Here is a 24,178-nt window from a genome sequence, read left to right on the forward strand (position 1 = left end):
CCGCCGCCTCGTCACGCCTCCAGGAACTCCCGCCAGCGGCGCACCAGGTAGCCGTGCTCGTCCATGAAGGTGTTCCAGACGCGCACCCGCGCCATGCGAGCGGCGTAGGAGCCCCCCTCGCGCAGGTGCCCGGCCGGGATCGCGGGAAGGCCGAACGGGTCCGGCAGGGCCGTGGCCGCGGGCAGGCCCTCGTACCAGTAATCCCACTCCGACGGTGACAGGAAGGCCCGCGCCCGCTCGGGGAGGAAGGCGTAGTAACCCTGGCGCGACAGGCAGGCGCCAGGCCAGCCCCCCGCCCACCAGTTCAGGTAGGCGTAGGCGGCGTCCAGGGTCTCGCCGTCGGCGGCGGCCGAGAGGCAGAGGTCGGAGTGCCAGCCCCGCCCGCCCTCGACCGGATTCGCAACCGCGACCTCCATCTTCTCCCGCCGCAGCCGGGTGGCGCCAGGGGTGAACATGCTCTGGATCAGGGCGCCGCGCTGCATCAATCGAGCGGCCTCCTCGTAATTCGACCACACGCCGCGGAAATGCCCCCGCTTCTTCAGCTGGATCAGGGTGTCGGCAACGTGGTCGATCTCCTCGATGGCGAGGTTGCCGATGTCGCCGAAGGCGACACCCTGGGACGCCTCGGTAGCGAGCGCCGCCTCGATCATGCCGAGCACCGGGTCGGACAGGAGACCGACCCGTCCGCTCAGGCGGTCGTCGAAGAGCCAGCCCCAGCTCTCCGGCGCGTCCGGGCCGATCAGGTCGCGCAGGGCCGGCTGGTAGGCGAAGGCATCGATGCCGCGCAGGACCGGCAGCATCGACACCCGGTCGCTTGGGCGCGGACCCAGCTCCCCGTCCGGTTGCACGAACAGCTTGCCCGTGACGGTGGGCGGTGCCTGCGCGTCGAGAGGCGGGTGGGCGAGGGCGCTCAGCTCCGCCGCGCAGGTCAGGCGGTCGAGGGTGATCGGCCGGATCGCCCGCGAGGTCCAGATCAGGTCGACCGTGTGCCACTGATGGTAGACGTCGAAGCTCTCCGGCGCCGTCACGACGCGGCGCAGGCCGTCGAGGGAATCCACCACCGCGAAGTCGATGTCGATGGCGAGCGCCCGGGCGGCCTCCTCGCGCAGCGGCGTCGGTACGAATTCGCGCCGCGCGACGACGCGCAGCCGGGGGCGGGAGGACGGCACGGCGGGCCTCTCAGTGGATCCGGATCAGGTACGGAAGATCGTTTGGCGCGTCGAAGATCGACAGGACCTTCAGGCGGGCCCGGACGCGCTGGTGGTCGAGGTCGAGGTGGCGGCGCAAGGCCTGGGCCGCGCCCTCGGCGTCGCGCCCGAGGAGGTGGAGGACGACCATCCGGTGCTCGTCGATGATCGCGCCCACGTCGTGCACCCCGATATGGGCGCGAAACAGTGCATCGACGACGTGCGCGACCTGCAGGCCATGGATCGTCGTGATCATCCGACGGTTGCGGCAAGCCGCGATCAGGTCGCGGTGGAGGGCCGTCTCGATGGCGTCGATCTCGGTGGAGTCCCCCCGACCACCGCCCGCGCAGAGCCGCTCCAGCTCCTGCGCCATCGCCGTCAGGACACCCGGTTCGAGGCGCGGCGCCGCCCCGCACAGGGCTTGCGGCTCCAAAAGGCGGCGCATCTCGTGCATCTCATCGAGGGTGCGGGCCGAGAGGGGGCCGACGATCCAGTGTGACGAGCGGCTCTTCTCGATCAGGCCCTGGCCGTTGAGCCGCGCCAGCACTTCCCGCGAGATGGTGCGGCTGACACCGAAATGCTCGCACAGGCCGGCCTCGGAGATCTGGAACGTGCCGAACGGGATCGTCCGGAGCACGGCGCCCTCGACTTCCTCGAGGATGGTTTCCCAACGCGGTGCCAGGGGCGTGGACCGGCCGGTCTCGAGCAGGGACAGGTCGAGGTCGAGCCGGTGCAGATTCTCGCGCCCTGGCGACGCCTCGGGGAGGGCGATGCCGACGACGTAGCCCTGCTGGGGATGCACCGCCAGGATTCCCTCCGCCGCGAGCCCATCGAGGGCGCGACGCACCGGCGAGGGGCTCAAGCCCAGCCGGTCCGCAACCGCCGCCGTGTAGAGGCGGGTTCCAGGCGGAATCCGGCCCGTGCGGATGTTCTCCGCCAGGACCGTCCGGACCAGCTCGTAATAGCCCTTGCCGAGCGCAGGCGTCTCCCGGGTCGACATGGGCCTCGTCAGCTGGCGGGGTGGGCACGGCCCCTTCGTGCCGGGAGCGTCGCGCGATGCGCGAGAGCCGGCAAGACCGGGAGCGGGCCTCTCCGGCTCACCTACCAAGATCGGGCGCGCCCGTCAGCCCGTCAGGTGGCCGCCACCAGGCCGGAGAGGAAACCTGTACGGCCAGGCGCGATCGAGCGTGAAGCCGATCAAGTCTGAGGACACCATCAGGGGCTGGAATCGCTGAAAACCCTCCGGATCCGCGCCGAAGGGTCGGTAGCCGTAACCGGGAGAGGTGAATCGTGAGAACCGTCCGAGGCAGAGCCGTGTCGGGTCGTAGCTCTGATCAGCACGGTGCGGATCAACTCTCATCGCCAGGGGCCGCGCCAGCGCCGCTGAACAGGTGAGTGCTTTTTTGCCAATGACAATTTCCGTTTGATTGATGCGACTTGCGCGGCGCATGAATAAACGTTGTTCTATTCTAAAATATCGTTCTGTAGGCCGGGCCGGCGCGCTAGGAAAGATTGCGCTTTGCTTGAAGCGGCGGCTTGATCTTGCATCGACAGGACGCATAGTTGCGGCGCTGATGTGCAGCTTGACAATATGGTAGACGGAGTCGGTTTGCAGGGTCGCCGCGCATTGTTACGGCAACGCTGAAAGATGTCTCATACGATCAAGTAAGCTTGCCTGGCTGGTTTATAGTAACCGCTCACACGCCCGTCTCGGCACGCAGAGGAAATCTACAGGAGCGGAGCCATGTCGTTCACATCAGCGCGCAGGACAGCAATGACATGCCTGACCGGTGGAATGAGCCTCGCGATGGCAGGCGTTCTCAACAGTTCCGTCGCGCTGGCCCAGCCCCTGATGGTGCGAGTCAATCCGTACCTCGCCGATCAAGGCGTGCTCATGTCCGGCAACCAGACCGGCTCTGTCCAAACCCTGTTCTACGCCGGGCCTCGCTATACCGGAGCAAACGGGCGTGGAGCGAGGGTCGGGATCGGAAGCTCGATTCCAGACTGGGTCCAGATCGGCTCGTTTCAGAACGTCTCGGTCCAAGGTCTGAACCCGGTCGGCTACTACGGTTACTTCATCTCTCCCGATGACAAGGCGGTCATCGTCGACCTGGGTTCTCGCAGAATCGTGCGTGTCATCCGTCCATGAGGACCGGCCAGCACAAACGCATCCCGCGCGCGCAGGGGCCGCGCGGGTCGCTCGAGCGGTCGTCGCGGCCCTGCTGAGGCCGGGCAAGACCGTAAAGGGCGATAAGCGGCGACGGTGTGCCGTTGGCCGATCGAACGAATGCCGTTGATCACGCTCCGGTGGATCAAGTCGAGAGCCTGCGATGACACGGGACCACAAGCTTGCTGCTTCTTCTGCTGTCGGCCTCGGCGGCCTTTGCAGACGAGGTTCCGCGCTACAACATCGAAGCGACGTGCCGCGCGGCGCCCGCCCTCGCAGGAGGAGCAGGCAACGTGGACCGGGATTGCCTCAGGGACGAGGCACAAGCACTGACGCAAGTCGAGCAGCAATGGGCCGGCTTCGACGCGCATCGCCGCGACACCTGTGCCCAGGAGACGCGCATCGGGGGGCCGCCGAGCTACGTCGCCCTGCTCACGTGCCTGCAGATGTAGACCGGCGATGATGCCCGGACCCTCGCGAATTCCGTCGCGCCGAGGCGCAGCCCGGCGTCCGGTCGGGAGCGCGCTCGTTCCGCCATTGCGCGTCAACGACGCGGGTGGGGACGATGCACAGAACCGAAGGAACCTGAGCAGGTCGACCGGACTCGCTGCCCAGACTGGCCCCGCGGCGAAGCCCGAGGCTCGTCCGGGCATGCGCCGGATCCCGTGCGGGACCTTCCGCATGGGGTCGGCCAAGCACTACCCTGAGGAGGCGCCTGTCCATCGCGTGACCGTGGACAGCTTCTGGATCGACGACGCCCCGGTCGCGAACCGGCAGTTCGGACGGTTCGTGCGCGCCACGGGCCATTGCACCGTCGCGGAGATCCCGCCACAGCCGGAGGACTACCCCGACGCGCTGTCTCAACTGCGGTTCCCGGGCTCCCTCGTGGTCGTGCCCCCGCGCCGACCTGTCGACCTGCGCGATTACAGCCAGTGGTGGGTGCTCCTGAGAGGCGCGAACTGGCGCCACCCCTACGGCCCGGGCAGCTCGATCAAGGGCCTCGACGACCATCCCGTCGTTCACGTCGCGTACAACGATGCGGCGTCCTACGCCGCCTCGGTCGGCAAGGCGCTGCCGACCGAAGCCGAGTGGGAGGTCGCTGCGCGCGGCGGGCTCGACGGTGCCGCATTCGCCTGGGGTGACGAGTTCGCATCCGGCGGGCGCCGCATGGCGAACACATGGCAGGGCGAGTTTCCGCATTGGAACCTCTCTCCGGCGGCCCTTGCGCGCACCTCCCCCGTCGGGTCCTTCCCGGCAAACGGCTACGGACTTGTCGACATGATCGGCAACGTCTGGGAGTGGACTCCCGACTGGTACGCATCGCGACATTCCGACGATGCTCCGAAGGCCTGCTGCATTCCGAGGACCCCCCGTGGCGGTCGCGAGGCCGACAGCGGCGACCCGCACCACCCGCGGAGCGGGATTCCCTGGAAAGTCGTGAAGGGCGGCTCGCATCTCTGCGCCCCCACCTACTGCCGCCGCTGCCGGCCCGCGGCCCGCCACGCGCAGCCGGTCGATACCTCCATGAGCCACGTCGGCTTCCGATGCGTCGTAAGAGGGGACCTGCCATGAGTGGTGACACGCACGATGCGGATCGGGTGAACCCTGGACCGGGCACCCCCCTCAGCCGCCGCAGCATCCTCCTCACGGGCACGTCGGCCCTCGCGACCGCTGCGTTGGTGACGGGTTCGGAAACCTCGCTCGCTCAGCCGCAGCCGCAGCCGCAGCCGCAGCCGGCAACGGGGCAACGGCCGAACATCCTTGTCATCATGGGCGACGATATCGGCATCTGGAACATCGGCGCCTACCACCGCGGCATGATGGCCGGGCGGACGCCCCATCTCGACCGGATCGCCGCCGAGGGCATGCTGTTCACCGACTACTATGCCGAGGCAAGCTGCACGGCGGGGCGCGCGGCCTTCATCACCGGCGAGCTGCCGATCCGCACGGGCATGACCACGGTCGGCCAGGCCGGCGCACCCATCGGCATTCCGGCGGAGGCGGTGACCATCGCCACCGCGCTGAAGGGCATGGGCTACGCCACGGGCCAGTTCGGCAAGAACCACTTGGGCGACAAGAACGAGTTCCTGCCGACGGTGCACGGCTTCGACGAGTTCTTCGGCTATCTCTACCACCTCGACGCGATGGAGGACCCGGCTCATCCCGCCTATCCGCAGGAGTTGCTGAACCGGGTCGGCCCGCGCAACATGGTCCATTCCTGGGCGACGAACGTCGACGATCCCACGATAGACCCGCGGTGGGGCAAGGTCGGTAAGCAGCGCATTGAGGATGCCGGCACGCTCTACCCGAAGCGGATGGAGACCGTGGACGAGGAGATTCGCGACTTGGCGCTCGGGTTCATCGACAAGGCGAAGGCCGACGGGAAGCCGTTCTTCGTCTGGCTCAACCCGACCCGCATGCACGTTACGACGCATCTGTCGCCGAAGTACCAGGGCATGCGCAATTCCCAGAATGGCTGGAGCATCCAGGAAGCTGGCATGGCGCAGCTCGACGATGTCGTCGGTGCGATGATGAAGAAGCTGACGGATTTGGGGATCGACAACAACACCATCGTGATCTTCACGACGGACAACGGCACTGAGGTCTTCACTTGGCCGGACGGCGGTCAGACCCCGTTCGCGCAGTCCAAGGGCACGGTCATGGAAGGCGGCTTCCGCGCGCCGGCGATGATCCGCTGGCCCGGCAAGGTACCGGCCGGGAAGGTCGAGAACGGCGTCATCTCCGGCCTCGACTGGTTCGCGACGCTTGTGGCAGCGGCGGGGAATCCCGACATCGCCGAGGAGCTGAAGAAGGGCAAGCAGATTGGCGACCGGACCTACAAGGTGCATCTGGACGGCTACAACCAATTGGACATGATCCTGGGCAGGGGTCCGTCAAAGCGCAACGAAGTCTGGTATTTCGGTGAGAGCGAGCTGGGGGCGGTCCGGATCGGTGACTACAAATACCGCTTCATCGATCAGCCCGGAGGGTGGCTTGGCGACAAGACGAGGCCCGACGTGCCCTACATCACCAACCTGCGGCTCGATCCTTTCGAGCGCACCGGCTGGCCGGACGAGGGGACAAAGGCTGGAGCGCAGAACTACATGAGCTGGTTCCTGTACGAGTTCTGGCGCTTCGTGTTCGTTCAGCAGGAGGTGGAGAAGCTCGCCATGACCGCCGTTGAGTTCCCACCGATGCAGAAAGGCGCGAGCTTCAATCTCGAAGCGGTGAAGGCAAAGATCCAGGCTGCCAGGTCCGCGATAGGAAAGTAAATCTTAGATGCGATAGCGAAGGACGAGCCGATAGTCGTCGACGTCATTCGCAGCCATTGCGCATCGCAAAGGCAAGAGCGGTCTGACCCGCGCAGATTGCCTGCGCCGGCTCCTTCCGAAATTTTACTAATTACGTGCGTGAGTCGAACTGCACGTCTGTAGTGTTTTGTATCAACGTTGGGCAGATTGCGTAAGTTTCTGCAATCTAACGGTATATTTAAAATTATTATTCACTTATGGATATTTCCATTGCGTTATAATATTCTGATCTTCTCTGTCGTGTTTGGTGGCACACTGTTCAGCGACGAGAGACCCATCCCATCACCGGAGGAGGCAGGCATGAGGCGAGATCGAAGCCAGGACGGCATCAACCGCCGCTCGTTGCTAGCGACCCTAGTCCTGCTGCCGACCCTGCCAGAAACCCTTGTCCCCGCTGCCGCACAGACAGAAGCACCGGGCGGGTTGTTGCCGTCTTGGAGGGAGGGGCCGGCAAAGCAGGCGATCTTCGATTTCGTGCACGCTACAACCGAGCAATCGAGCCCGACCTACGTGGCACCGGACGATCGGGTTGCGGTGTTCGACCAGGACGGCACTCTCTGGGTCGAACAGCCAATGTATACGCAGGTCGCCTACTGCCTGGAGCGCATCCCGGCAGTGGCCGCAAAGAAGCCGGAACTGAGGAGCATCGAGCCTTTCAAGACCGTGCTGTCCGGCAACCGCGAGGCGATAGCAAAACTTTCTCTGCGAGATCTAGAGAAGATCCTCGTCGCCACGCTCACGGGTATGCCAGTAGAGGAATTCCAGTCCGAGGTCTCAAGATGGCTGGAGACTGCTCGACATCCACGATGGAACCGTCCCTATACAGAATTAATTTTTCATCCGATGCAAGAGGTTCTGCGATACCTGCAGAGCAATGCCTTCAAGACCTACATCGTCACTGGCGGCGGGCAAGACTTCGCCCGCGTCTATGCCGCGAAGGTCTATGGCATTCCGCCCGAGCAGGTGGTCGGCACGGCGGGCACGACGAAGTTCGGTTACGGCCGTGATGGCAAGCCGTTCCTGACAAAGGAGCCGAAGCTGCTCCTCAACGACGACAAGGCTGGCAAGGTCGAAGGCATTTACTTCATGATCGGTCGACGTCCCATTGCCGCCTTCGGCAACTCCGTCGGTGACCGTGAGATGCTGGAATACACGCGGGCAGGCCAGGGCGCTCGTCTGGCGATGCTGGTGCTCCATGACGATGCTTCGCGGGAATATGTTTACGGTCCGGCGACCGGCCTGCCCGACAGCAAGATCGGCACCTTCACCCCGATGCTCTACGACGAGGCACGAAAGCAGGGCTGGACGGTGATTAGTATGAAAAATGACTGGAACCGCATCTTCGCCTTCGACGTATGATCGGCCCTTACGAGGTGGTGCTCCGCCAACTTTCGTGGAAATGGTAGGCAGAAGGCCGAAGACCAGATCCCGCCGGTCGCGCCGCAAAGGCCTGCCCTCCGCAGACGCAGAGCCGGTCCTCGTAGACGCAGAGAGGGTCCCACCGGGCGTGTGCAGAAGCTCCATGTCTTGAATGGCTTAGAGCCCCTAACATGACCCCCTATCGTTCCCGCTAAGTGCTTGAGATCGCAGGTATGAAGACGGTTTAGATAGGTGCTCTAAGTGGAATCATCGGCTTCATTTGAGATGATTATACCGTTTTCTCTCCGGAACAATCGTATAATATAATAAAAAATAAGTTTACATGCGCTCTTGCGAAGGCGATCCCAAGCATTTTGCGGATAGCTGGGCAGGAAGTGCGTCAGGTGGCTACGCCATCCTGCCCCTATGTCCCCGGGTCGGGGAGGGCGGGTCCAAAGCACTTGCTGGGAGCGTCGTGCGGCGATGCCGAGGCGCCTTTTGCTGCTTGATGCTCATGCGTCACCCCGTCGGTCCTGGGGTATCCTGGGCCCAGCGTGACAGCTTCACCTCTGAATAGGCGGCTCCGCCGGTGACAGCCCACAACCAACAACGGATGCGAGCGCTCGCCCTCCGACAGACGTATCCGCATTCCGTAGAAACCAGCTTGACATCGTCGACGCAACGTTGGAGCCTGCTTTTGAGGCGCAGGGCAACGATGCCCATTCCCGCGCCATAACGCCCGCTTCCATCCGGCAATGCAGCCCGCAGCGCTTCGCGCTGGCGGGCTTTTTGCATTCCAAAGGCACCGATGACTGACAGACATTGCATCGGCATCCTGTTCTCCACCGCCGGGCCCTATGGCCTCGTTGGTCGCGCCATGCAGAACGGCGCTGTCTTGGCGGTCGAGGAAGTGAATGCGGGAAGCCTCGGAGTCGCCCTTGTACCCGAGGTCATCGACCCGAAGGGCGAGATCACCGGCTATGCGGTTGGTGCCGAGCAACTACTGCGTGCTGGGATTCGCCACGTTGTCGGCTGCTACACCTCGTCGAGCCGTAAGGAAATCATACCTATATTTGAGAAACTTGATGGAATATTGTGGTACCCATCGCATTACGAGGGTTTCGAGACCTCCGAAAACGTGATTTACACCGGCGCGTCCCCGAACCAGCACATCGTGCCGCTGGCTCAGCACCTGCTCGCCCGCGGTAACCGGACCGCATTTTGCGTTGGTTCGAACTATATCTGGGCTTGGGAGAACAATCGCATCTTGCGCGAGACCATGTCTCTCTCTGGCGGGCGGGTCGTGGCGGAGCGCTACTTTGCTATCGGCGAGACCGAGTTCGGGCAGGTCATCGAGGCGGTCATAGCAGCGCGGCCGGATTTCGTGTTCAATACTCTGATCGGAAGCTCGGCCTACCGCTTCTTTCAAGAGTTGCGGCGCGCCTGCCGCGAGCGCGGCATCGATCAGGCACGGGAGCTTCCGGTCGCGAGCTGCAGCCTCGCTGAGCCGGAACTCGAAGCGATCGGGCCGGAAGCCGTCGACGGCCACATCAGCTCGAGCGTCTACTTCTCGTCCATCGACACCCACCGCAACCGCGCGTTCACGGACGCTTACGCCGCGCGGTTTCCCGGCGGGCCGACGCCCTCGGCCGATACAGAAGCCGCCTACATTGCCGTCCACATCCTCGCCAGAGCTCTCGTGCGGGCGGGCACCGACGAGATCGTGGCCCTTCGCCGGGCAGCCAGCGAGGTCGCCTTCGAGTCGCCGCAAGGAGCGGTGCGCCTCGACGAGACGACGCTCCATGCAGCACTGACGCCGCGCATCGGCCTCTCCACCGCGGCGGCGCGCTTCACGATCCTGGCCGAGGCGCCGGCTCCGGTTGCGCCCGACCCCTATCTGGTGCGCAGTGCCCCTCGCATCGCCCCGGTGCTCCGGCGCCCGAGCCTGCGCGTGGTGCCGTCGTGACGGGACCGCGGCTCATCCAGAATTTCAGCGGGATGCAGGCCCACCTGATCGTGGCGCCGACGACCGTGAGCGATACGCTCGTGGCAACGCTGATGAAGCTCGGGCTGACCGTGGCTTCGAATTTGCCAGCGGACGACGCCTGTCCAGTCGCGTGGGCGGCGCTTGAACCCGAGCGTGCCCTGATGATCGTCGATGGCGATCTGCCGCTGCCCGGGACCGCGGCGAGCACCGTCCCAGATCTGCCGCCGGTACCGGTGCTCGGTCTCGTCGGCGTCGAAGCGCCGAGCCGGCTCAAGGGCCTGCTGCAGTTGGGCGCAACCGGTCTCCTGCGCAAGCCGATCCACGGCGCTTCGGTCTACGCCGCCCTGTATCTCACGATCAACGAGCATCAGCGGCGCCGCGCTCTCGAGGAGCAACTGGCGCGCCACGAAGAGCGTCGGCGCGGACGGCGCCACGTCGTCAAGGCGATCCTGCGGGTGATGCAGGAGCGCGGCCTCGACGACGATGCGGCCTTCGAGTTCCTGCGGCGGGACAGCATGCGCGCCCGCCTGCCGCTCGAACACTATTGCGAGGCCCTGGTGCGGGCCCGCCCCGATGTGCCGGCGCCGGCCCGGCGCATCGCCCTTCCCGAGTGAACCCCAGCACGAGGACGCCCACCATGACGAGACCCCGCCACGGATCCCGCCTGACCGCCCTCGCGGCCGCCCTCGTACTCGCCGGCCCGGCCGCCCAGGCCGCCGAGCCGATCAAGCTCGGCGTGCTCGAGGACCAGTCCGGCGACTTCGCCCTCGCCACCATCGGCAAGGTCCACGGCATCCAGCTCGCCACCGACGAGATCAACGCCGCCGGCGGCATCGCCGGGCGCAAGCTGGAACTGGTGATCTACGACACCCAATCCGACAACACCCGCTATCAGGAGTTCATGCGCCGTGTGCTCCAGCGCGACAAGGTCGCCGCCGTCTTCGCCGGCTTCTCGTCCGCCTCGCGCGAGGCCTACCGGCCGATCGTCGACCAGCTCGACGGCTTCGCCTTCTACAACAACCAGTACGAGGGCGGCGTCTGCGACGGCCACATGGTGGTGACCGGCGCCGTGCCCGAGCAGCAATTCTCGACGCTGATCCCCTGGATGATGGAGAAGTTCGGCAAGCGGGTCTACACCATCGCGGCCGACTATAATTTCGGCCAGATCTCGGCCGAGTGGGTGCGCAATATCGTCAAGGAGAACGGCGGCGAGATGGTCGGCGAGGAGTTCATCCCGCTCGGCGTGTCGCAATTCTCGCAAACGATCCAGAACATCCAGAAGGCCAAGCCCGACATCCTGATGACGCTGCTCGTCGGCACCGCCCAGGCCTCGTATTACGAGCAGGCGGCGGCCGCGAACCTGAAGGTGCCGATGGGCTCCTCGGTCAATGTCGGCCAGGGCTACGAGCACAAGCGCTTCAAGCCGCCGAGCCTCGCCAACATGTACGTGACGACCAATTACATCGAGGAGGTCGACACGCCCGAGAGCAAGGCGTTCCTGGCGAAGTGGAAGGCAAAATTCCCGAACGAGCCCTACGTCAACCAGGAGGCCGAGAACTCCTACCACGCGGTCTACCTCTACAAGCAGATGGTCGAGCGGGCGAACGGCTCGACCAAGCGGGCCGACCTGCGCAAAGTGATCGCCGCCGGCGACGTCTGCGTCGACGCCCCCGAGGGCAAGGTCTGCATCGACCCGAAGAGCCAGCACGTCTCGCACACGATCTATCTCGCCAAGGTCGACGAGAAGCATGACATCTCGTTCCCCAAGACCTGGACCGACATCAAGCCGTACTGGCTCGGCCAGGCGGGCTGCGACCTGACCAAGAAGGATCCGATGGCGCAGTACACCCCGAGCAACCCGCCCAAGCCCTGACCGTCGCGCCCTGAACCGACCCGCCGCCGGGGCACTCCGCCCCGGCCCCTTTCGCGAGACGGCAGAACACCGCATGGTCCTCCTCGATCCGGCCTTCGCCTTCCTCTACCAGCTCGGGGATGCCTTCGCGTTCCTGGTGCTCGCCGCCTGCGGCCTCGCGGTGGTGTTCGGCATGATGGGCGTCATCAACCTCGCCCATGGCGAGTTCATCATGTGCGGCGCCTACGTGACCGTGGCGACGACCCGCGCCGGGCTGCCGCTGCCGCTCGGGATCCTTGCCGGTGCCCTGGTCGCCGGCGCGATCGGCATGGTGCTGGAACGCCTGGTGATCCGCCACCTCTACGGGAGGCCCCTCGACACGATCGTGGCGACCTGGGGCGTCAGCCTGGCGGCGACGCAAGGGATGCTGATCCTGCTCGGCTCCAGCATGCCGGGCGTCGGCACGCCGCTCGGGAGCTTCTCCCTCGGCAGCTACTCCTACTCGACCTACCGGGTGGTGCTGATGCTCGCGGCGCTGGCCGTGCTCGCCGGGCTCTACCTCGCCTTCAACGCCACCCGATTCGGCACGCTGGCGCGGGCGACGATCCAGGTGCCGCACATGGCCGAGGCCCTCGGCGTCGACACCCGCAAGGTCTACGCGCTGACCTTCGGGATCGGGGCCGCGCTCGCCGGCCTCACCGGCGGGCTGTACGCCCCGACCATGACGATCGTGCCGACCATGGGGACCACCTTCATCATGGAAGCCTTCGTCACCGTGGTGGTGGGTGGGGCCGACATCTTCCTCGGCACGGCTCCGGCCGCCCTCGTGCTCGGCGCGGTGCGGGCGGTGCTGACCTCGTGGCAGGGCCAGCTCTTCGGGCAGATCGGTCTCCTCGTCGCGGTGATCCTGGTGATCCGGGTCCTGCCGCGGGGGATCTCGGGCCTGATCCTCCGCGAGCGGGCATGAGGAATCTCGCGATGCGTCGTCTCCTGCGTCGGCTCGAAGGGCCGCAGACCCTCGGCCGCGGCCCCGCCTTCTGGGCCGCCTTCGCGATCGTGCTCGCCCTCGCGATCACCTATCCGTACTTCGCCGACGGCTACACGGTCGGCAACACCGCCTACTTCTTCTGCTGGGTGTTCATGGCGCTCGGCCTGTGCCTGATCTGGGGCTATGGCGGCGCGCTGAGCTTCGGCCAGACCGCGTTCTTCGGCCTCTCGGGCTACGCCTACGGGGTGCTCACCCTCAATGTCGGCGCGGCCTACGGCTTCACGATCGCCGCGGTGGTGCTGGCGGTGGCGCTCGCGGCCGGGGTCGCCGCGCTGCTCGGCTACTTCCTGTTCTTCGGCCGGATCGGCGGCGTGTTCCTGGGCATCATCACCCTGTCGGTGACGCTCGCCCTGGAGCGCTTCATGGCGCAGACCGCCGGGCCCGACTGGCGCATCGGGGCGGCCCGCCTCAACGGCTACAACGGCATGAGCGGCATGCCGCCCCTGACCGTGCCGTGGTTCGACGGCGACATCGTGCTGTTTCCCGACGTGGCGCTCTATTACGGGCTGCTCGGCCTGCTGGTGATCACCTATCTCGCCTTGCGGATCCTGGTGAATGCCCGGTTCGGCAACGTCCTGGTGGCGATCCGCGAGAACCCCGAGCGGGCCGAGATGCTGGGATACGACGTGCGCCGCTACCAGCTCGGCGCCTTCGTGATCGGCTCCGCGCTCGCGGGCCTCTCCGGCACGCTCTACACGGCCTGGGGCCAGTACATCACGCCCTCCAGCATGGGGCTCACCGCGGCGGCGTTGCCCGTCATCTGGGTCGCGGTCGGCGGCCGGAGCGACGTGACCGCCACCCTCGTCGGCACGCTCGTGGTGCTCGGCGGGTTCCAGGCGCTGACGATCTACGGCAGCCAGTACGCGCTGGTGGTGATGGGCCTGCTCCTCGTCGTGGTGGTGCTCGCCGCCCCCGAGGGCCTGGTCGTCGCGCTGATGCGCGGGCTCGCCCGCCTTGCCCGAAAGGCGCCGGCGCGATGACCGCCATTCTCGAAACGCGCGGCCTCGACAAGCATTTCGGCGGCCTGCACGTCACCAACGGCGTCGATTTCAGCTTGAGCGACGGCGAGATTCATTGCCTGATCGGTCCGAACGGCGCCGGCAAGAGCACCTTCTTCCGCCTGCTCATCGGCGAGTACACGCCGGAGCGCGGCCAGGTGCTCTACCGCGGCGAGGACATCACGGCCTTGAAGCCCTTCGAGCGGGTGCGCCGGGGCCTCAGCGTCAAGTTCCAGGTGCCGGGCATCTTCCCCGGTCTGACAGTCTCCCACAACCTCGAGATCGCGCTTCAGCACCACCTCGAGGGCTCCTCCCTCGGGGCCGAGATCCGGCGACTGCTGGCCTTCCTCAACCTCGCGGATTCCGCGGGCGAGCGGGCCGGCACCCTCAGCCACGGCCAGAAGCAGTGGCTGGAGATCGGCATGGCGATCAGCCTCAAGCCGCGCCTGCTGCTCCTCGACGAGCCCACCGCCGGGATGTCGCCGGCCGAGACCTTCGCCACCGGCGAAATGGTGCAGGCGCTCAACCGCGACGGCGTCGCGATCCTGGCGATCGAGCACGACATGGCCTTCGTCCGCCAGATCGCCCAGCGGGTCACCGTGCTGCATGTCGGGCGCATCTTCGCGCAGGGCACCACCGACGAGATCGTGGCGAACGAGGCGGTCGCGGCGATCTATCTCGGGGAGACCGAGGCGCCGCGGAGGACCGAAGATGCCTGACGTGCTCCTCTCGACCGCCGGCCTGCGTGCCGGATACGGCGGCAAGCCGGTGCTCCAGGGCGTCGATCTCGCCATCCGGGCCGGCGAGATCGTGGCGGTGATCGGCCGCAACGGTGTCGGCAAGTCGACCCTGATGCGCAGCCTGATCGGCCTCCTGCCGGCGGCCGCGGGCGGCATCGCCTTCAAGGGCCAGTCGGTCGAGCGGCTCGCCGCCCATAAGCGCGCCCGCCTGGGCATCGGCTATGTGCCGCAGGGGCGCGACGTCTTCCCGCGCATGAGCGTGGCCGACAACCTGACGGTCGGCGCCTCGCTGCTTTCCCCCGGCACACCCTTCGACATCGAGCGTGCCTACGGCCCGTTCCCGATCCTGCGCGAGCGCCGGGCACAGCGCGCCGGCACCCTCTCGGGCGGGCAGCAGCAGCAGCTCGCGATCGGCCGCGTCCTGGTCGGTAGCCCGTCCCTGATCCTGCTCGACGAGCCTTCGGAAGGCATCCAGCCCTCGGTGGTGCAGGAGATCGGCCGTACCCTCGTCGACCTCAACCGCCGCACCGGGGTGACGGTGGTGTTCGTGGAGCAGAACCTCGACCTGATCCGTGCCATGGCCCAGCGCAGCTACGTCATGGACAAGGGCCGGATCGTTGCGGAGCTGACGGCGCGGGACCTCGACGACCGCGACCTGGTGCGGCGCCACCTCGCCGTCTGAGTTCAGTCAAGGGAGAGACGACCATGCAGTGGCTCGACCAGTCGATCATGGCCAAGAAGGGCGTGGCCAAGGGCAAGCCCGGCGCGGAGCACACCATCACGGAGGCCGAGCAGGGCCGCTATCACTACGTCTACGGACCCTTCGTCGATCCGGTGCTCACCGTCGATCCGGGCGCCGTCGTCACGGTGGAAACCCACGACGCCTTCGAGGGAAAGATCCGCCACGAGACCGACAGCCCGACCAAGATCCTGAACTTTCCCTATCTCAACCCGCAGAACGGCCCGATCTGGGTCAACGGGGCGGAGAAGGGCGATTGCCTGGCGGTCGCCATCAAGTCGATCCGGCCGCGCGGGCCCCAGCCGTGCGGCACGACGCTGATCATGCCCGAGTTCGGCGGCCTCGTCGCCACCGGTGACACCGCGCTCCTCAACCCGTCACTGCCGGAGCGGGTGCGCAAGCTCGAGGTCACGGCGGAAGGCGGCGTGCGCTGGAACGACCGCATCACCTTGCCCTACCAGCCGTTCATCGGCACGATCGGCACCTCGCCGGAGATCGAGGCGATCTCCTCGCTCCAGCCTGACTATTACGGCGGCAACATGGACCTGCCCGACGTCGGCGTCGGCGCGGTCATCTACCTGCCGGTCAATACCAAGGGGGCGCTGCTCTACCTCGGCGACTGCCACGCCGCACAAGGGGACGGCGAACTCTGTGGCGTCGCCGTCGAACACCCGACCCACACGACGGTGCAGATCGACCTGATCAAGGGCTGGACCATCCGCTGGCCGCGCCTGGAGACGGAGGACTTCTTCATGACCATCGGCTCGTCGCGGCCGATGGAGGATGCCGCTCGCATCGCCTACCGCGAGCTGGTGCGCTGGCTCGCAGCCGATTTCGGCTTCGAGGAAATCGACGCCTATATGCTGCTCACCCAGTGTGGGCGAGTGCGGCTCGGCAACATGGTCGATCCGAAGTACACTCTGGGCGCCTCGATAGCGAAGTCGATCGCGCTGGCTTAGAGCATTGTCCGACGAAGTGGATACCGGCTCGTCGAAGAAAATGCGGTAAAATCAACGACCTGTAGCACCATTCGATTGCAACGCGGTCGGAGGGGGCTCTAAAATCAAGGAGCGCGCCATGGATCTCGGCCTCGCAGGGCTTCGTGCCCTCGTCACCGGCGGCACCAAGGGGATCGGCGGCGCCATCGCCGACCTCCTGGCGGAGGAGGGAGCCGCCGTCGCGCTCTGCGCCCGTAACTCGGAGGAGGTCGCCGCCAAGGTGGCGGCGCTCCGCGCCAAGGGCGTCGCCGCCACCGGCCGCGCCGTCGACGTCGCCGATTCGGGGGCTCTCAAGACCTGGATCGCGGAGGCTGCGGAAGAACTCGGCGGCCTCGACATCCTGGTGCCGAATGTCAGCGCGCTTGCGGTCGGGGCCGACGAGGCCGCCTGGCGCGCAGGTTTTTCCGTTGACCTCATGGGCACGGTCGCGGCGGTCGCGGCCGCGATGCCGTTCCTCGAACGCTCGAAAGCGGCTTCGATCGTCGTCATCTCGAGCGTGTCGGGCCGTGAGATCGACTTCGCGGCGGGGCCCTACGGTGCCTTCAAGGCGGCGCTGATCCACTACACGCAGGGGCTCGCCTTCCAACTCGCCGGCAAGGCCATCCGCGCCAACACCGTGTCGCCGGGCAACACCTATTTCGAGGGCGGGGTGTGGCACAGGATCGAAGAGGGCAACCCGACCTTGTTCGCCGAGGCTCTGCGCCTCAACCCGACCGGCCGGATGGCCCGCCCAGATGAGATCGCTCGCGCCGCCGTATTCCTCGCGAGCCCGGCCGCGAGCTTCGTCACCGGCACCAACCTCGTCGTCGACGGTGCGCTGACCCGGGGCGTACAGTTCTGAGCGTACGCATGGTCATCGAATATGTAGGGCTTCATGCGATAACCTTACGCGAACGAACGCGAAAATAGTAGCGCAACCAGCAAAGCTTGAATGTCTGGTGTTGGGCAGTGAGCAGCCATCCGAACGACCCTAACCGGGGGTCTGTAATTGGCGCACAGCCGAACAAACGGGGTGCGAACTCCAGACCACACGCGAACCTGCGATCCGCCTTCACCGAACGACCGCAGGGGTGAATTGTGTTGAAAAACTCGCGGCCGATTTGGATCGAGCACCGATCGGCTGCGCGGACCGCGCCAATGTGGGGCGGTCCCGGCCGATCGGGCCGGGCCCAGCTGCTGGAGCGGGATCAGCTTAGCGGGTTTCCTGAGGTTCTGGGCCGCTGCGGCGAGGTGGAACTCGTCCCCGGGCCCCGTTCGGTCCCCGCAGCCGACCCGACGGCGATCCGCGCTGCAGGAGGCGGGACTCGGCGCGGACAATCGAGGCGCTTCGCGGACCGCCGCGGAACGAAGGACGACGTTTGCGCGGCTTCGGAAGAACTGCCGCGTGTCTTCGCCAACAAGGTTGCATGATCGGATTTTCCCATCGCCATATCGGCTCTGCATCGACCGCAAGTCGGATGGAAATCCCTAAAAATATCACGGTTTGAAGCGGGTATGGTGTGCCGGCGCCGGGGGTAGACGGCCTACCTCCAATCGTCAGAAGCTCATCCCGGCGATCTTTTGTCTCCTCCCTTCGGCTCCAAGGGGTATTCGGAGGTGTCCAGATTGCGGCAGGTGCGGCTCTGGACTATCGTGACTTGTGAGCTTCGTCCGCGGTCGATCGAGCATCCGGCCATGCTGCAGGTCCGTCTATTAGGGTGCTTCGCCCTTGAGCAGTCCCAACGGGACCAGTCGGGGGTGCTCGGCCGGAACGGCCGGCGGCTCGCAGCCTACCTGTTCGCCTATCCCAACCGCAGCCATCGGCGCGACAGGCTGATCGACCTGTTCTGGACCGAGAGCGCGCCGGACCAGGGACGCACCGCCTTCAGCACGGCGCTCTGGAAGATCAAGCGCACCATCGGCGCCTCCGGCCGGCAGATGGCGCTGCACGCGGTCGGGCCGAACGTGGTGCTGGAGATCGCCAAGCCGGCGATCGTCGACGCGCACCGCTTCGCCACCGATATCGAGGTCGCGCTCTCGGCGAGCTGCGCGGACTCGATCCGACCGGCGATCGAGCTCTATGGGGGCGCCTTTCTCGAGGAGTTCGACGGGGACTGGGTGCTGGAGGAGCGCGAGCGTCTCGAGGTCCTCTACGTCCGCGCGCTGACGCTGATGATGCGGCAGGCCGCGAACCAGTCCCGCTACGAGGACGCGTTGAGCTGCGCGCGCCGGATCCTCGCGACGGACCCGATGCGCGAGAGCGCGCAGCGCGCGACCATGCTGCTCTACACGCTGAACGGCCAGCGCGGTCAGGCCATCCGGCAGTTCGAGCGATGCCGGGCGACCTTGCGCGAGGAATGCGGCGTCGACCCGATGCCGGAGACTCGCTCGCTCGACCTGATGATCCGCAGCGGCGCAGTCTTCGAGCGGATCCCGGCACTCCTCAGCGAGACGTTCGGCACCCGCGGCTGAGCCGCGCCGCGACCCGGCGCACGATCGTTCCGGGTCGAACCAGCCCGTCACGCCTGCGCTCTCGCCAGGGCCGCCACGACCTGGGCGTCGCTCCCGGCATGCCCGGACATTCGCGAGCTTGCCGCGCCATCGAGCACGAAGGCGGCGAGCGAACCCCACCCCCGAACGCGTCCGCATCTCCTCCCGCGACCGGCTCGCGGCCGCCCGACCGTGATCGGCCCGGTGGCGCGACGTCGAGACCAGACGGGATAGAGATTGCGGAGAGACCTCCGGCATCCCCGGCGCCGGCGGCGGAGAGCCGGGCGCATCCGATCCGCGAGCCGCGAGCAATGACCGGACGAGCGCGAGACCCGAGCGCCGCGCCGCCTCGACAAGCCGCGCGCGAGGCCCGGCAGATCCGCGTGGGCTCTGCTGGACCCGGTCAACGAGGTGAGCTCCTGTGGTCGAAACGTGCCACTCCCCCTCTTCGGACGGCGCGGGTCCGTCCGTCTCCGGCGATCACGTTCTGATCGTGCGGATCTGGCGCGAGCCGAACCACACGCCGCCGCGGGACGAGGATTGGCGCGGGCACGTCTATCTGAGCGGCGTCGAGATCAAGCGCCGCTTCGTCGGCATGGACCGGCTGTTCCGGGCGATACGGACCCTGCTCGGGCAGGCCGTCCGTGAGGACGCCGCCGTCGAGACGGCCGTCCGGTCGGGCGAAGGCGAAGCGCGATGAACGTCGAGTTGCAGAAATCGGAGCGGCGCTGGGCCGAGCTCGAGAAGGCGCTCGCTCATGTCGAAACCTGGCTCGCTCCCGAGGTCGAGCGCGTCGCGCGGGGCTACGAGGGCGGTCAGGCGGGCGCCTTTCACGGGTTGGTCATGGGCCCGGACGAGGCGCGGCGCGCTCTCTCGGACGAGTGCCGCTCCTCCCGCATGCCGGTCGACCGGGCCGCTGCGGCGAGAGACCTTCCGGAGCAGACGCGCCTGACGCAGCTGTGCGGAGCCGACACGTTCGACGCCTGCGTGCTGCTGCTGGCGCTCGCGCCGGAGGTTTCGAGCCGCTTCGGCCGGATCTACGCCTTCCTGCAGGACGATCTGGCGAGAACGCGCCCGACGTTCGACCTCGTCCTCAATCTCATCGCGCGCGGCCCCGCCGAACGGCTGGCGCTCCGGCGCAGATTCGCACCCGACGCGCCGCTGATCGCCGAGCGGATGATCCAGACGTGGGGCGAGCCCGGCGGACACTGGCTAACGACGCAGATCACGCTCGATGCGCAGATTCTGCGCCTCCTCACGGGGGATGGCGGGATCGACGAGCGGCTCGCCGGCTTCGTGCGCCTCGCACCGGCAACCGCGCGCGCCGGGACGGATGATGACGCCGCCGCCGGAGCGTCCGCGGCGCTCGTCCGCGCCCGGCTCGTGTGGTTCGACGGACCCGACCCCTTCGCCAAGCGGCGGGTCGCGGCCGAGGCCGCGCGGCTCGCCGGGATGCCGCTGATCGAGATCGACGAGACAGCCGTTCCCGCCGACCGCCCGCCGGCTCAGATCGCTGCCCTGCTTGTCCGGGAGGCGGGCTTGCGCGACGCGGCGCTGTTCCTCCACGGGCTCGAGGACGAGGACAGCCGCGAGCCCTGCCCGTTCTGCACGGCCTTCCTGGCGGAGGCCGAGCGGAAAGGGGCGGTCGCGTTCCTCGCGGGCAAGCAGGCCTGGCTGAGGGACGGCTGGGCCGCGCGCGGCCTTGCCAGGGTCGCCGTCCCGCGTCCGGACGCGTCCGCCCGGCAGGCGATCTGGACCACGAGTCTGGCCGTGCACGACCTCGGCCTCACGGCGGATCAGATCCGTGTCCTGGCGCAGCGTTACCGCCTGACCGGCCGCCAGATCGAGACCGCCGCGGCGGTCGCGGCCGCGGCGGAGCCGGATGTCCGGCCCGATGCGGCATCGCCGTCCGCGGCGTTTCGGCGGGTCGTCGCCGCGACATGCGCCCAGACCGGGCAGAGGATCGGCGCACTCGCCGCCCGGAGGCCGCCTCGGGCGCGATGGGAGGACCTGATTCTTCCCGAGGACGCGCTGAGGCAGCTGCGCGAGCTCTGCCGGCGCGTCGAGCTGCGCGACAGCGTGTTGTCGCGATGGAGCGAGCGCCACCGCGCCGGCTCCGCGCGCGGCGTCCACGCGCTCTTCGCCGGCTCCTCCGGCACCGGCAAGACCATGGCGGCGGAAATCATCGCCGGCGAACTCGGGCTTGACCTGTTCCGGATCAGCCTCCCGAACACCGTGAGCAAGTACATCGGCGAGACCGAGAAGAACCTCGACCGCATCTTCGACGCCGCCGAGGACAGCAACGCCATCCTGTTCTTCGACGAGGCCGACGCCATCCTCGGCAAGCGCTCCGAGGTCAGGGACTCCCACGACCGCTACGCCAATCTCGAGATCAGCTACCTGCTGCAGCGAATGGAGGAGTTCGACGGCGTGTCGATCCTCGCGAGCAATCTGCGAGCGAATATCGACGACGCCTTCACGCGACGCCTCGCCTTCGTGATTCACTTCCCCTTCCCTGACGCCGCCCACCGCCGGCGGATCTGGGAAGGGGCTTGGCCCGATCCGGACCGGCGGCCGCGCGACATCGACCTCAACCGCTTGGCCTCCCAGTTCAAGCTCAGCGGCGGCAGCATCTCGAACATCGCGATTGCCGCCTCCTTCCTCGCGGCGGAGCGCGGGCAGGACGTCGTGACGGGCGACGTCGTCACGGCGCTGCGGCGCGAATTCCAGAAGCTCGGCAAGCCCGCAGCAGAGCAGGAGCTCCGCGACAGCCTCACTGCGGGAGCCGCGTGATGCTCGATCTGGTGGACAAGGTGGTCGAGGAGATCCTGGACGCCGGCTGGCCGGTGACGCTGGCCAAGCCCGCCTTCTCCTTCGCCGCGCCCGACGACAGCTTTCCGGCCTTCGTCGTCAATGCCGGCGGGCCGGTGCTGAACATCTTCATGACGGACGTGCGCGAGAACCGTCACCTGCGGCGGCCCGAATGGGACAAGACCGAACTCGGCACCGGCGCGTCCTACTCGCATCCTCCGGTCTATCTCGACATCGTCTACGTCGTGTCGGCCTGGAGCCCCGCGAGCGACCAGCAGGCGGCCGATCCGGTCGGCGTCGAGCACCGCTTGCTCGGCGAGGCGCTGCGCATCCTCCTGCGCAATCCGGACGTCGTGCCGCAGGCGCTCGGCATTCCGAGTGGCGGGACCGTGTTCAACGCCGCGCACGTCTATCTCTCGGCAGCCTACCCCGAAGGCGGCCAGCCGCTCAACGACTTCTGGACCACGATGAAGCGGGCCTGGCGGCTGGCCGTCCAGCTCACCGTGACGGCGCCGCTCGACCTCCTGCTCGACGGTCCGGTCGAACCGCTCGTGATCACCTTCATCCAGCGCTTCCTGACGACCGGATCGGCGACGGCCGAGCAGCGCATCCAGATCGGCGGGCGCGTCGTCCGCGCCGTCGGCGGCGCGCCGGTCGAAGGCGCAAGCGTCCGCCTGATGGCGGCCGGGCGGGAGATCACGACCGATTCCCGCGGCCGCTACAGCTTCGCCGGGCTCCAACCCGGCTTGCACCGGATCCGGGCGTCGGCAGCCGGGCTGACCCCCCTCGAGCGCGACGTCAGCGTGCCGGACGGCCCGCCGGCGGACCACATCTTCGAGCTGTCGTGAGGAAGCGACCATGGCGACCAGCTATCCCAACACGCCCGGCGTCCAGATCCTCGAGGTCCGGCTCGGCGCGCCGCCCATCGCCGGCGTCGGCACCAGCACCGCGGGCTTCGTCGGCAAGTCGCCGATGACCGGCCGCTTCCTGAAGGTCGCGCGGCTTGTCACGAGCGCCGACCAGTTCGAGGCCGACTACATCACCGGCACGAAACCCGCCGACCCGCCGGCCGCCGACAGCACCTCGCTCTCCCGGGCGGTGTTCGGCTTCTTCGAGAACGGCGGGACGACCTGCTACGTCGTCAACGTCGATTCCGAGGCCCAGGGCGACGTCGTCGCCGGGATCAAGCTGCTGGAGCCGATCGACGAGGTCGCGATCATCGCTGCTCCCGGCCACGTCCATCCGGACGTCTACGCCGCCCTCGAGGACCAAGCCTTCCGGACCGGCGACCGCTTCGCCCTTCTCGACCCGCCCGCCAAGGTCGACGACCTCGCAAAGCTCAAGGCGGGCGGCTCCAACCGTCCTCCGGCCTCCGACTACGCGGCGTTCTACTATCCGAGGATCCAGGTGACGCCGAGGCTCGCCAACGATCCGAAGGACAGCGTCGCCAATCCCATCTTCGCCTCGCCCACCGGACATATCGCGGGCGTCTATGCGCGCGTCGACGCGGCGCGCGGCGTCCACAAGGCCCCGGCGAACGAACGCATCCTCGGCGCGCTCGGCGTCGAGCACCCGCTCGGCAATGCGGAACAGAACACGCTGAACGCCGACGGCGTGAACCTCATCCGCATGTTCGCCGGGCAGGCCACGCTCTGGGGCGCGCGCACGCTGCAGGCCGCCGACGCGGCGGACAAGACCTTCCGCTACATCAATGTCCGCAGGCTGGTGAACTACGTCGAGGAGTCGCTCGAGGACGGCCTGCGCTTCGCGGTGTTCGAGCCGAACAACCTCGCCCTGCGCCAGACGATCACGCGCTCGGTGCGTGGGTTTCTCGACGGGGTCTGGCGCGACGGGGCGCTCTTCGGCGCGACGCCGGACGAGGCCTACTACGTGCGCTTCCCGGATCTCTTCAACCGGGACGAGGACCGCGCGCTCGGCAAGCTCACGATCGAGATCGGCCTCAGGGCCGTCTATCCGGCCGAGTTCATCATCGTGAGGATCGGCCTGATCATGCAGAACGCAGCCGCTGCCTGATCCTGATCCCGAGCAAGGAGCCGCCGCCATGCCACAGCCCGGCCAGCAGCCGATCTATTTCAGGGCCTTCCAGTTCATGGTCGAGATCGACGGGATCGACAACGCCCGCTTCCAGGAGGTGGGCGGCATCGATGCCACCATCGACATGATCGAGTACCGCGAGGGCGGAGACATCCTCGGTCCCCGCAAGTTCCCGGGGATGACCAAGCATTCGAACCTGTCGCTCAAGCGCGGATTCACCGACGACAAGCAGCTGTTCAACTGGTTCGAGGACGTCATGACCGGGCGCACCGAGAAGATCCGCAAGAACATTTCGATCGTCCAGCTCGACATGGCGGGCAAGGAGACGCTTCGCTGGAATCTCTTCAGCGCCTTCCCGGTCAAGTACACGGCCGCGTCCTACAACGCCAAAGGCAATGAGCTTTCGATCGAATCTCTCGAGATCGCCTACGAGCGGATCGAGAAGGCGTGAGGAGGC

Annotated in this window: 23 protein-coding genes; 20 read left to right on the plus strand and 3 right to left on the minus strand. The window is 67.1% G+C overall.

Going from position 1 to position 24,178, the window contains the following annotated elements; translation table 11 throughout:
* Positions 1-11 precede the first annotated feature (11 nt).
* The 3 genes from MFF64_RS22465 to MFF64_RS22475 form a co-directional block, all read right to left on the minus strand.
* Positions 12-1,169: an ABC transporter substrate-binding protein gene (locus tag MFF64_RS22465; RefSeq protein WP_238192441.1), complete on the minus strand. Its 1,158-nt coding sequence runs from the start codon at positions 1,167-1,169 to the stop codon at positions 12-14.
* 10 nt (positions 1,170-1,179) lie between these two features.
* Positions 1,180-2,187, minus strand: a complete 1,008-nt coding sequence (locus tag MFF64_RS22470; protein WP_238192442.1) for a GntR family transcriptional regulator — start codon at positions 2,185-2,187, stop codon at positions 1,180-1,182.
* 123 nt (positions 2,188-2,310) lie between these two features.
* The gene (locus MFF64_RS22475) at positions 2,311-2,637 is read right to left on the minus strand and encodes a hypothetical protein (protein WP_238192443.1); all 327 of its coding nucleotides are present in this window, start codon (positions 2,635-2,637) and stop codon (positions 2,311-2,313) included.
* A 294-nt stretch (positions 2,638-2,931) separates the two neighbouring features.
* On the opposite strand from MFF64_RS22475, the gene MFF64_RS22480 reads away from it, so the two are divergent.
* The 20 genes from MFF64_RS22480 to MFF64_RS22575 all read left to right on the plus strand — a co-directional run bounded on the left by MFF64_RS22480 (position 2,932) and on the right by MFF64_RS22575 (position 24,172).
* On the plus strand, positions 2,932-3,336 hold the full coding sequence (locus MFF64_RS22480; RefSeq protein ID WP_238192444.1) for a hypothetical protein: 405 nt from the start codon (positions 2,932-2,934) through the stop codon (positions 3,334-3,336).
* A 200-nt stretch (positions 3,337-3,536) separates the two neighbouring features.
* A complete protein-coding gene (locus MFF64_RS22485) occupies positions 3,537-3,806 on the plus strand; it encodes a hypothetical protein (protein WP_238192445.1) in 270 nt (89 codons plus the stop codon).
* Positions 3,807-4,005: 199 nt separating this feature from the next.
* On the plus strand, positions 4,006-4,926 hold the full coding sequence (locus MFF64_RS22490) for a formylglycine-generating enzyme family protein (protein WP_238192446.1): 921 nt from the start codon (positions 4,006-4,008) through the stop codon (positions 4,924-4,926).
* On the plus strand, positions 4,923-6,626 hold the full coding sequence (locus MFF64_RS22495; RefSeq protein WP_238192447.1) for an arylsulfatase: 1,704 nt from the start codon (positions 4,923-4,925) through the stop codon (positions 6,624-6,626). The genes MFF64_RS22490 and MFF64_RS22495 overlap by 4 nt, the downstream gene beginning before the upstream one ends.
* A 186-nt stretch (positions 6,627-6,812) precedes the next feature.
* Positions 6,813-8,024, plus strand: a complete 1,212-nt coding sequence (locus MFF64_RS22500) for an HAD family hydrolase (protein WP_238192448.1) — start codon at positions 6,813-6,815, stop codon at positions 8,022-8,024.
* A gap of 808 nt (positions 8,025-8,832) precedes the next feature.
* The gene (locus MFF64_RS22505) at positions 8,833-9,990 is read left to right on the plus strand and encodes a transporter substrate-binding domain-containing protein (protein WP_238192449.1); all 1,158 of its coding nucleotides are present in this window, start codon (positions 8,833-8,835) and stop codon (positions 9,988-9,990) included.
* 32 nt (positions 9,991-10,022) lie between these two features.
* Complete coding sequence (locus tag MFF64_RS22510; RefSeq protein WP_238192450.1) at positions 10,023-10,625, plus strand: ANTAR domain-containing response regulator; 603 nt, start codon at positions 10,023-10,025, stop codon at positions 10,623-10,625.
* A gap of 23 nt (positions 10,626-10,648) precedes the next feature.
* The gene (locus MFF64_RS22515) at positions 10,649-11,884 is read left to right on the plus strand and encodes an urea ABC transporter substrate-binding protein (RefSeq protein WP_238192451.1); all 1,236 of its coding nucleotides are present in this window, start codon (positions 10,649-10,651) and stop codon (positions 11,882-11,884) included.
* Positions 11,885-11,957: 73 nt separating this feature from the next.
* The gene (locus MFF64_RS22520; RefSeq protein WP_238192452.1) at positions 11,958-12,830 is read left to right on the plus strand and encodes an ABC transporter permease subunit; all 873 of its coding nucleotides are present in this window, start codon (positions 11,958-11,960) and stop codon (positions 12,828-12,830) included.
* 11 nt (positions 12,831-12,841) lie between these two features.
* A complete protein-coding gene (locus MFF64_RS22525; protein ID WP_238192453.1) occupies positions 12,842-13,891 on the plus strand; it encodes a branched-chain amino acid ABC transporter permease in 1,050 nt (349 codons plus the stop codon).
* Positions 13,888-14,628 (plus strand): ABC transporter ATP-binding protein, encoded by a 741-nt coding sequence (locus tag MFF64_RS22530; RefSeq protein WP_099901363.1) that lies wholly within the window; start codon positions 13,888-13,890, stop codon positions 14,626-14,628. The genes MFF64_RS22525 and MFF64_RS22530 overlap by 4 nt, the downstream gene beginning before the upstream one ends.
* On the plus strand, positions 14,621-15,331 hold the full coding sequence (locus tag MFF64_RS22535; protein WP_099901361.1) for an ABC transporter ATP-binding protein: 711 nt from the start codon (positions 14,621-14,623) through the stop codon (positions 15,329-15,331). Before MFF64_RS22530 ends, MFF64_RS22535 begins: the two co-directional genes overlap by 8 nt.
* 23 nt (positions 15,332-15,354) lie before the next feature.
* Complete coding sequence (locus tag MFF64_RS22540; protein ID WP_091754777.1) at positions 15,355-16,347, plus strand: acetamidase/formamidase family protein; 993 nt, start codon at positions 15,355-15,357, stop codon at positions 16,345-16,347.
* 118 nt (positions 16,348-16,465) lie between these two features.
* Positions 16,466-17,227, plus strand: coding sequence for an SDR family NAD(P)-dependent oxidoreductase (locus MFF64_RS22545; RefSeq protein ID WP_238192454.1), 762 nt, complete (start codon positions 16,466-16,468; stop codon positions 17,225-17,227).
* A gap of 833 nt (positions 17,228-18,060) precedes the next feature.
* Entirely contained in the window at positions 18,061-18,837 is a 777-nt protein-coding gene (locus tag MFF64_RS22550) for an AfsR/SARP family transcriptional regulator (protein ID WP_238192455.1), read from the plus strand.
* A gap of 511 nt (positions 18,838-19,348) precedes the next feature.
* The gene (locus tag MFF64_RS22555; protein WP_238192456.1) at positions 19,349-19,555 is read left to right on the plus strand and encodes a hypothetical protein; all 207 of its coding nucleotides are present in this window, start codon (positions 19,349-19,351) and stop codon (positions 19,553-19,555) included.
* On the plus strand, positions 19,552-21,648 hold the full coding sequence (locus tag MFF64_RS22560; protein WP_238192457.1) for an ATP-binding protein: 2,097 nt from the start codon (positions 19,552-19,554) through the stop codon (positions 21,646-21,648). The genes MFF64_RS22555 and MFF64_RS22560 overlap by 4 nt, the downstream gene beginning before the upstream one ends.
* Entirely contained in the window at positions 21,648-22,514 is an 867-nt protein-coding gene (locus tag MFF64_RS22565; protein ID WP_238192458.1) for a Pvc16 family protein, read from the plus strand. Before MFF64_RS22560 ends, MFF64_RS22565 begins: the two co-directional genes overlap by 1 nt.
* Before the next feature lie 10 nt (positions 22,515-22,524).
* Positions 22,525-23,700 carry a phage tail sheath family protein gene (locus tag MFF64_RS22570; protein ID WP_238192459.1) on the plus strand — a complete coding sequence of 392 codons (1,176 nt, stop codon included), beginning with the start codon at positions 22,525-22,527 and terminating at the stop codon, positions 23,698-23,700.
* A gap of 28 nt (positions 23,701-23,728) precedes the next feature.
* On the plus strand, positions 23,729-24,172 hold the full coding sequence (locus MFF64_RS22575) for a phage tail protein (protein WP_238192460.1): 444 nt from the start codon (positions 23,729-23,731) through the stop codon (positions 24,170-24,172).
* The last annotated feature ends 6 nt before the right edge of the window (positions 24,173-24,178 follow it).

The organism is Methylobacterium frigidaeris (assembly GCF_022179185.1).
Lineage (GTDB): Bacteria > Pseudomonadota > Alphaproteobacteria > Rhizobiales > Beijerinckiaceae > Methylobacterium > Methylobacterium frigidaeris.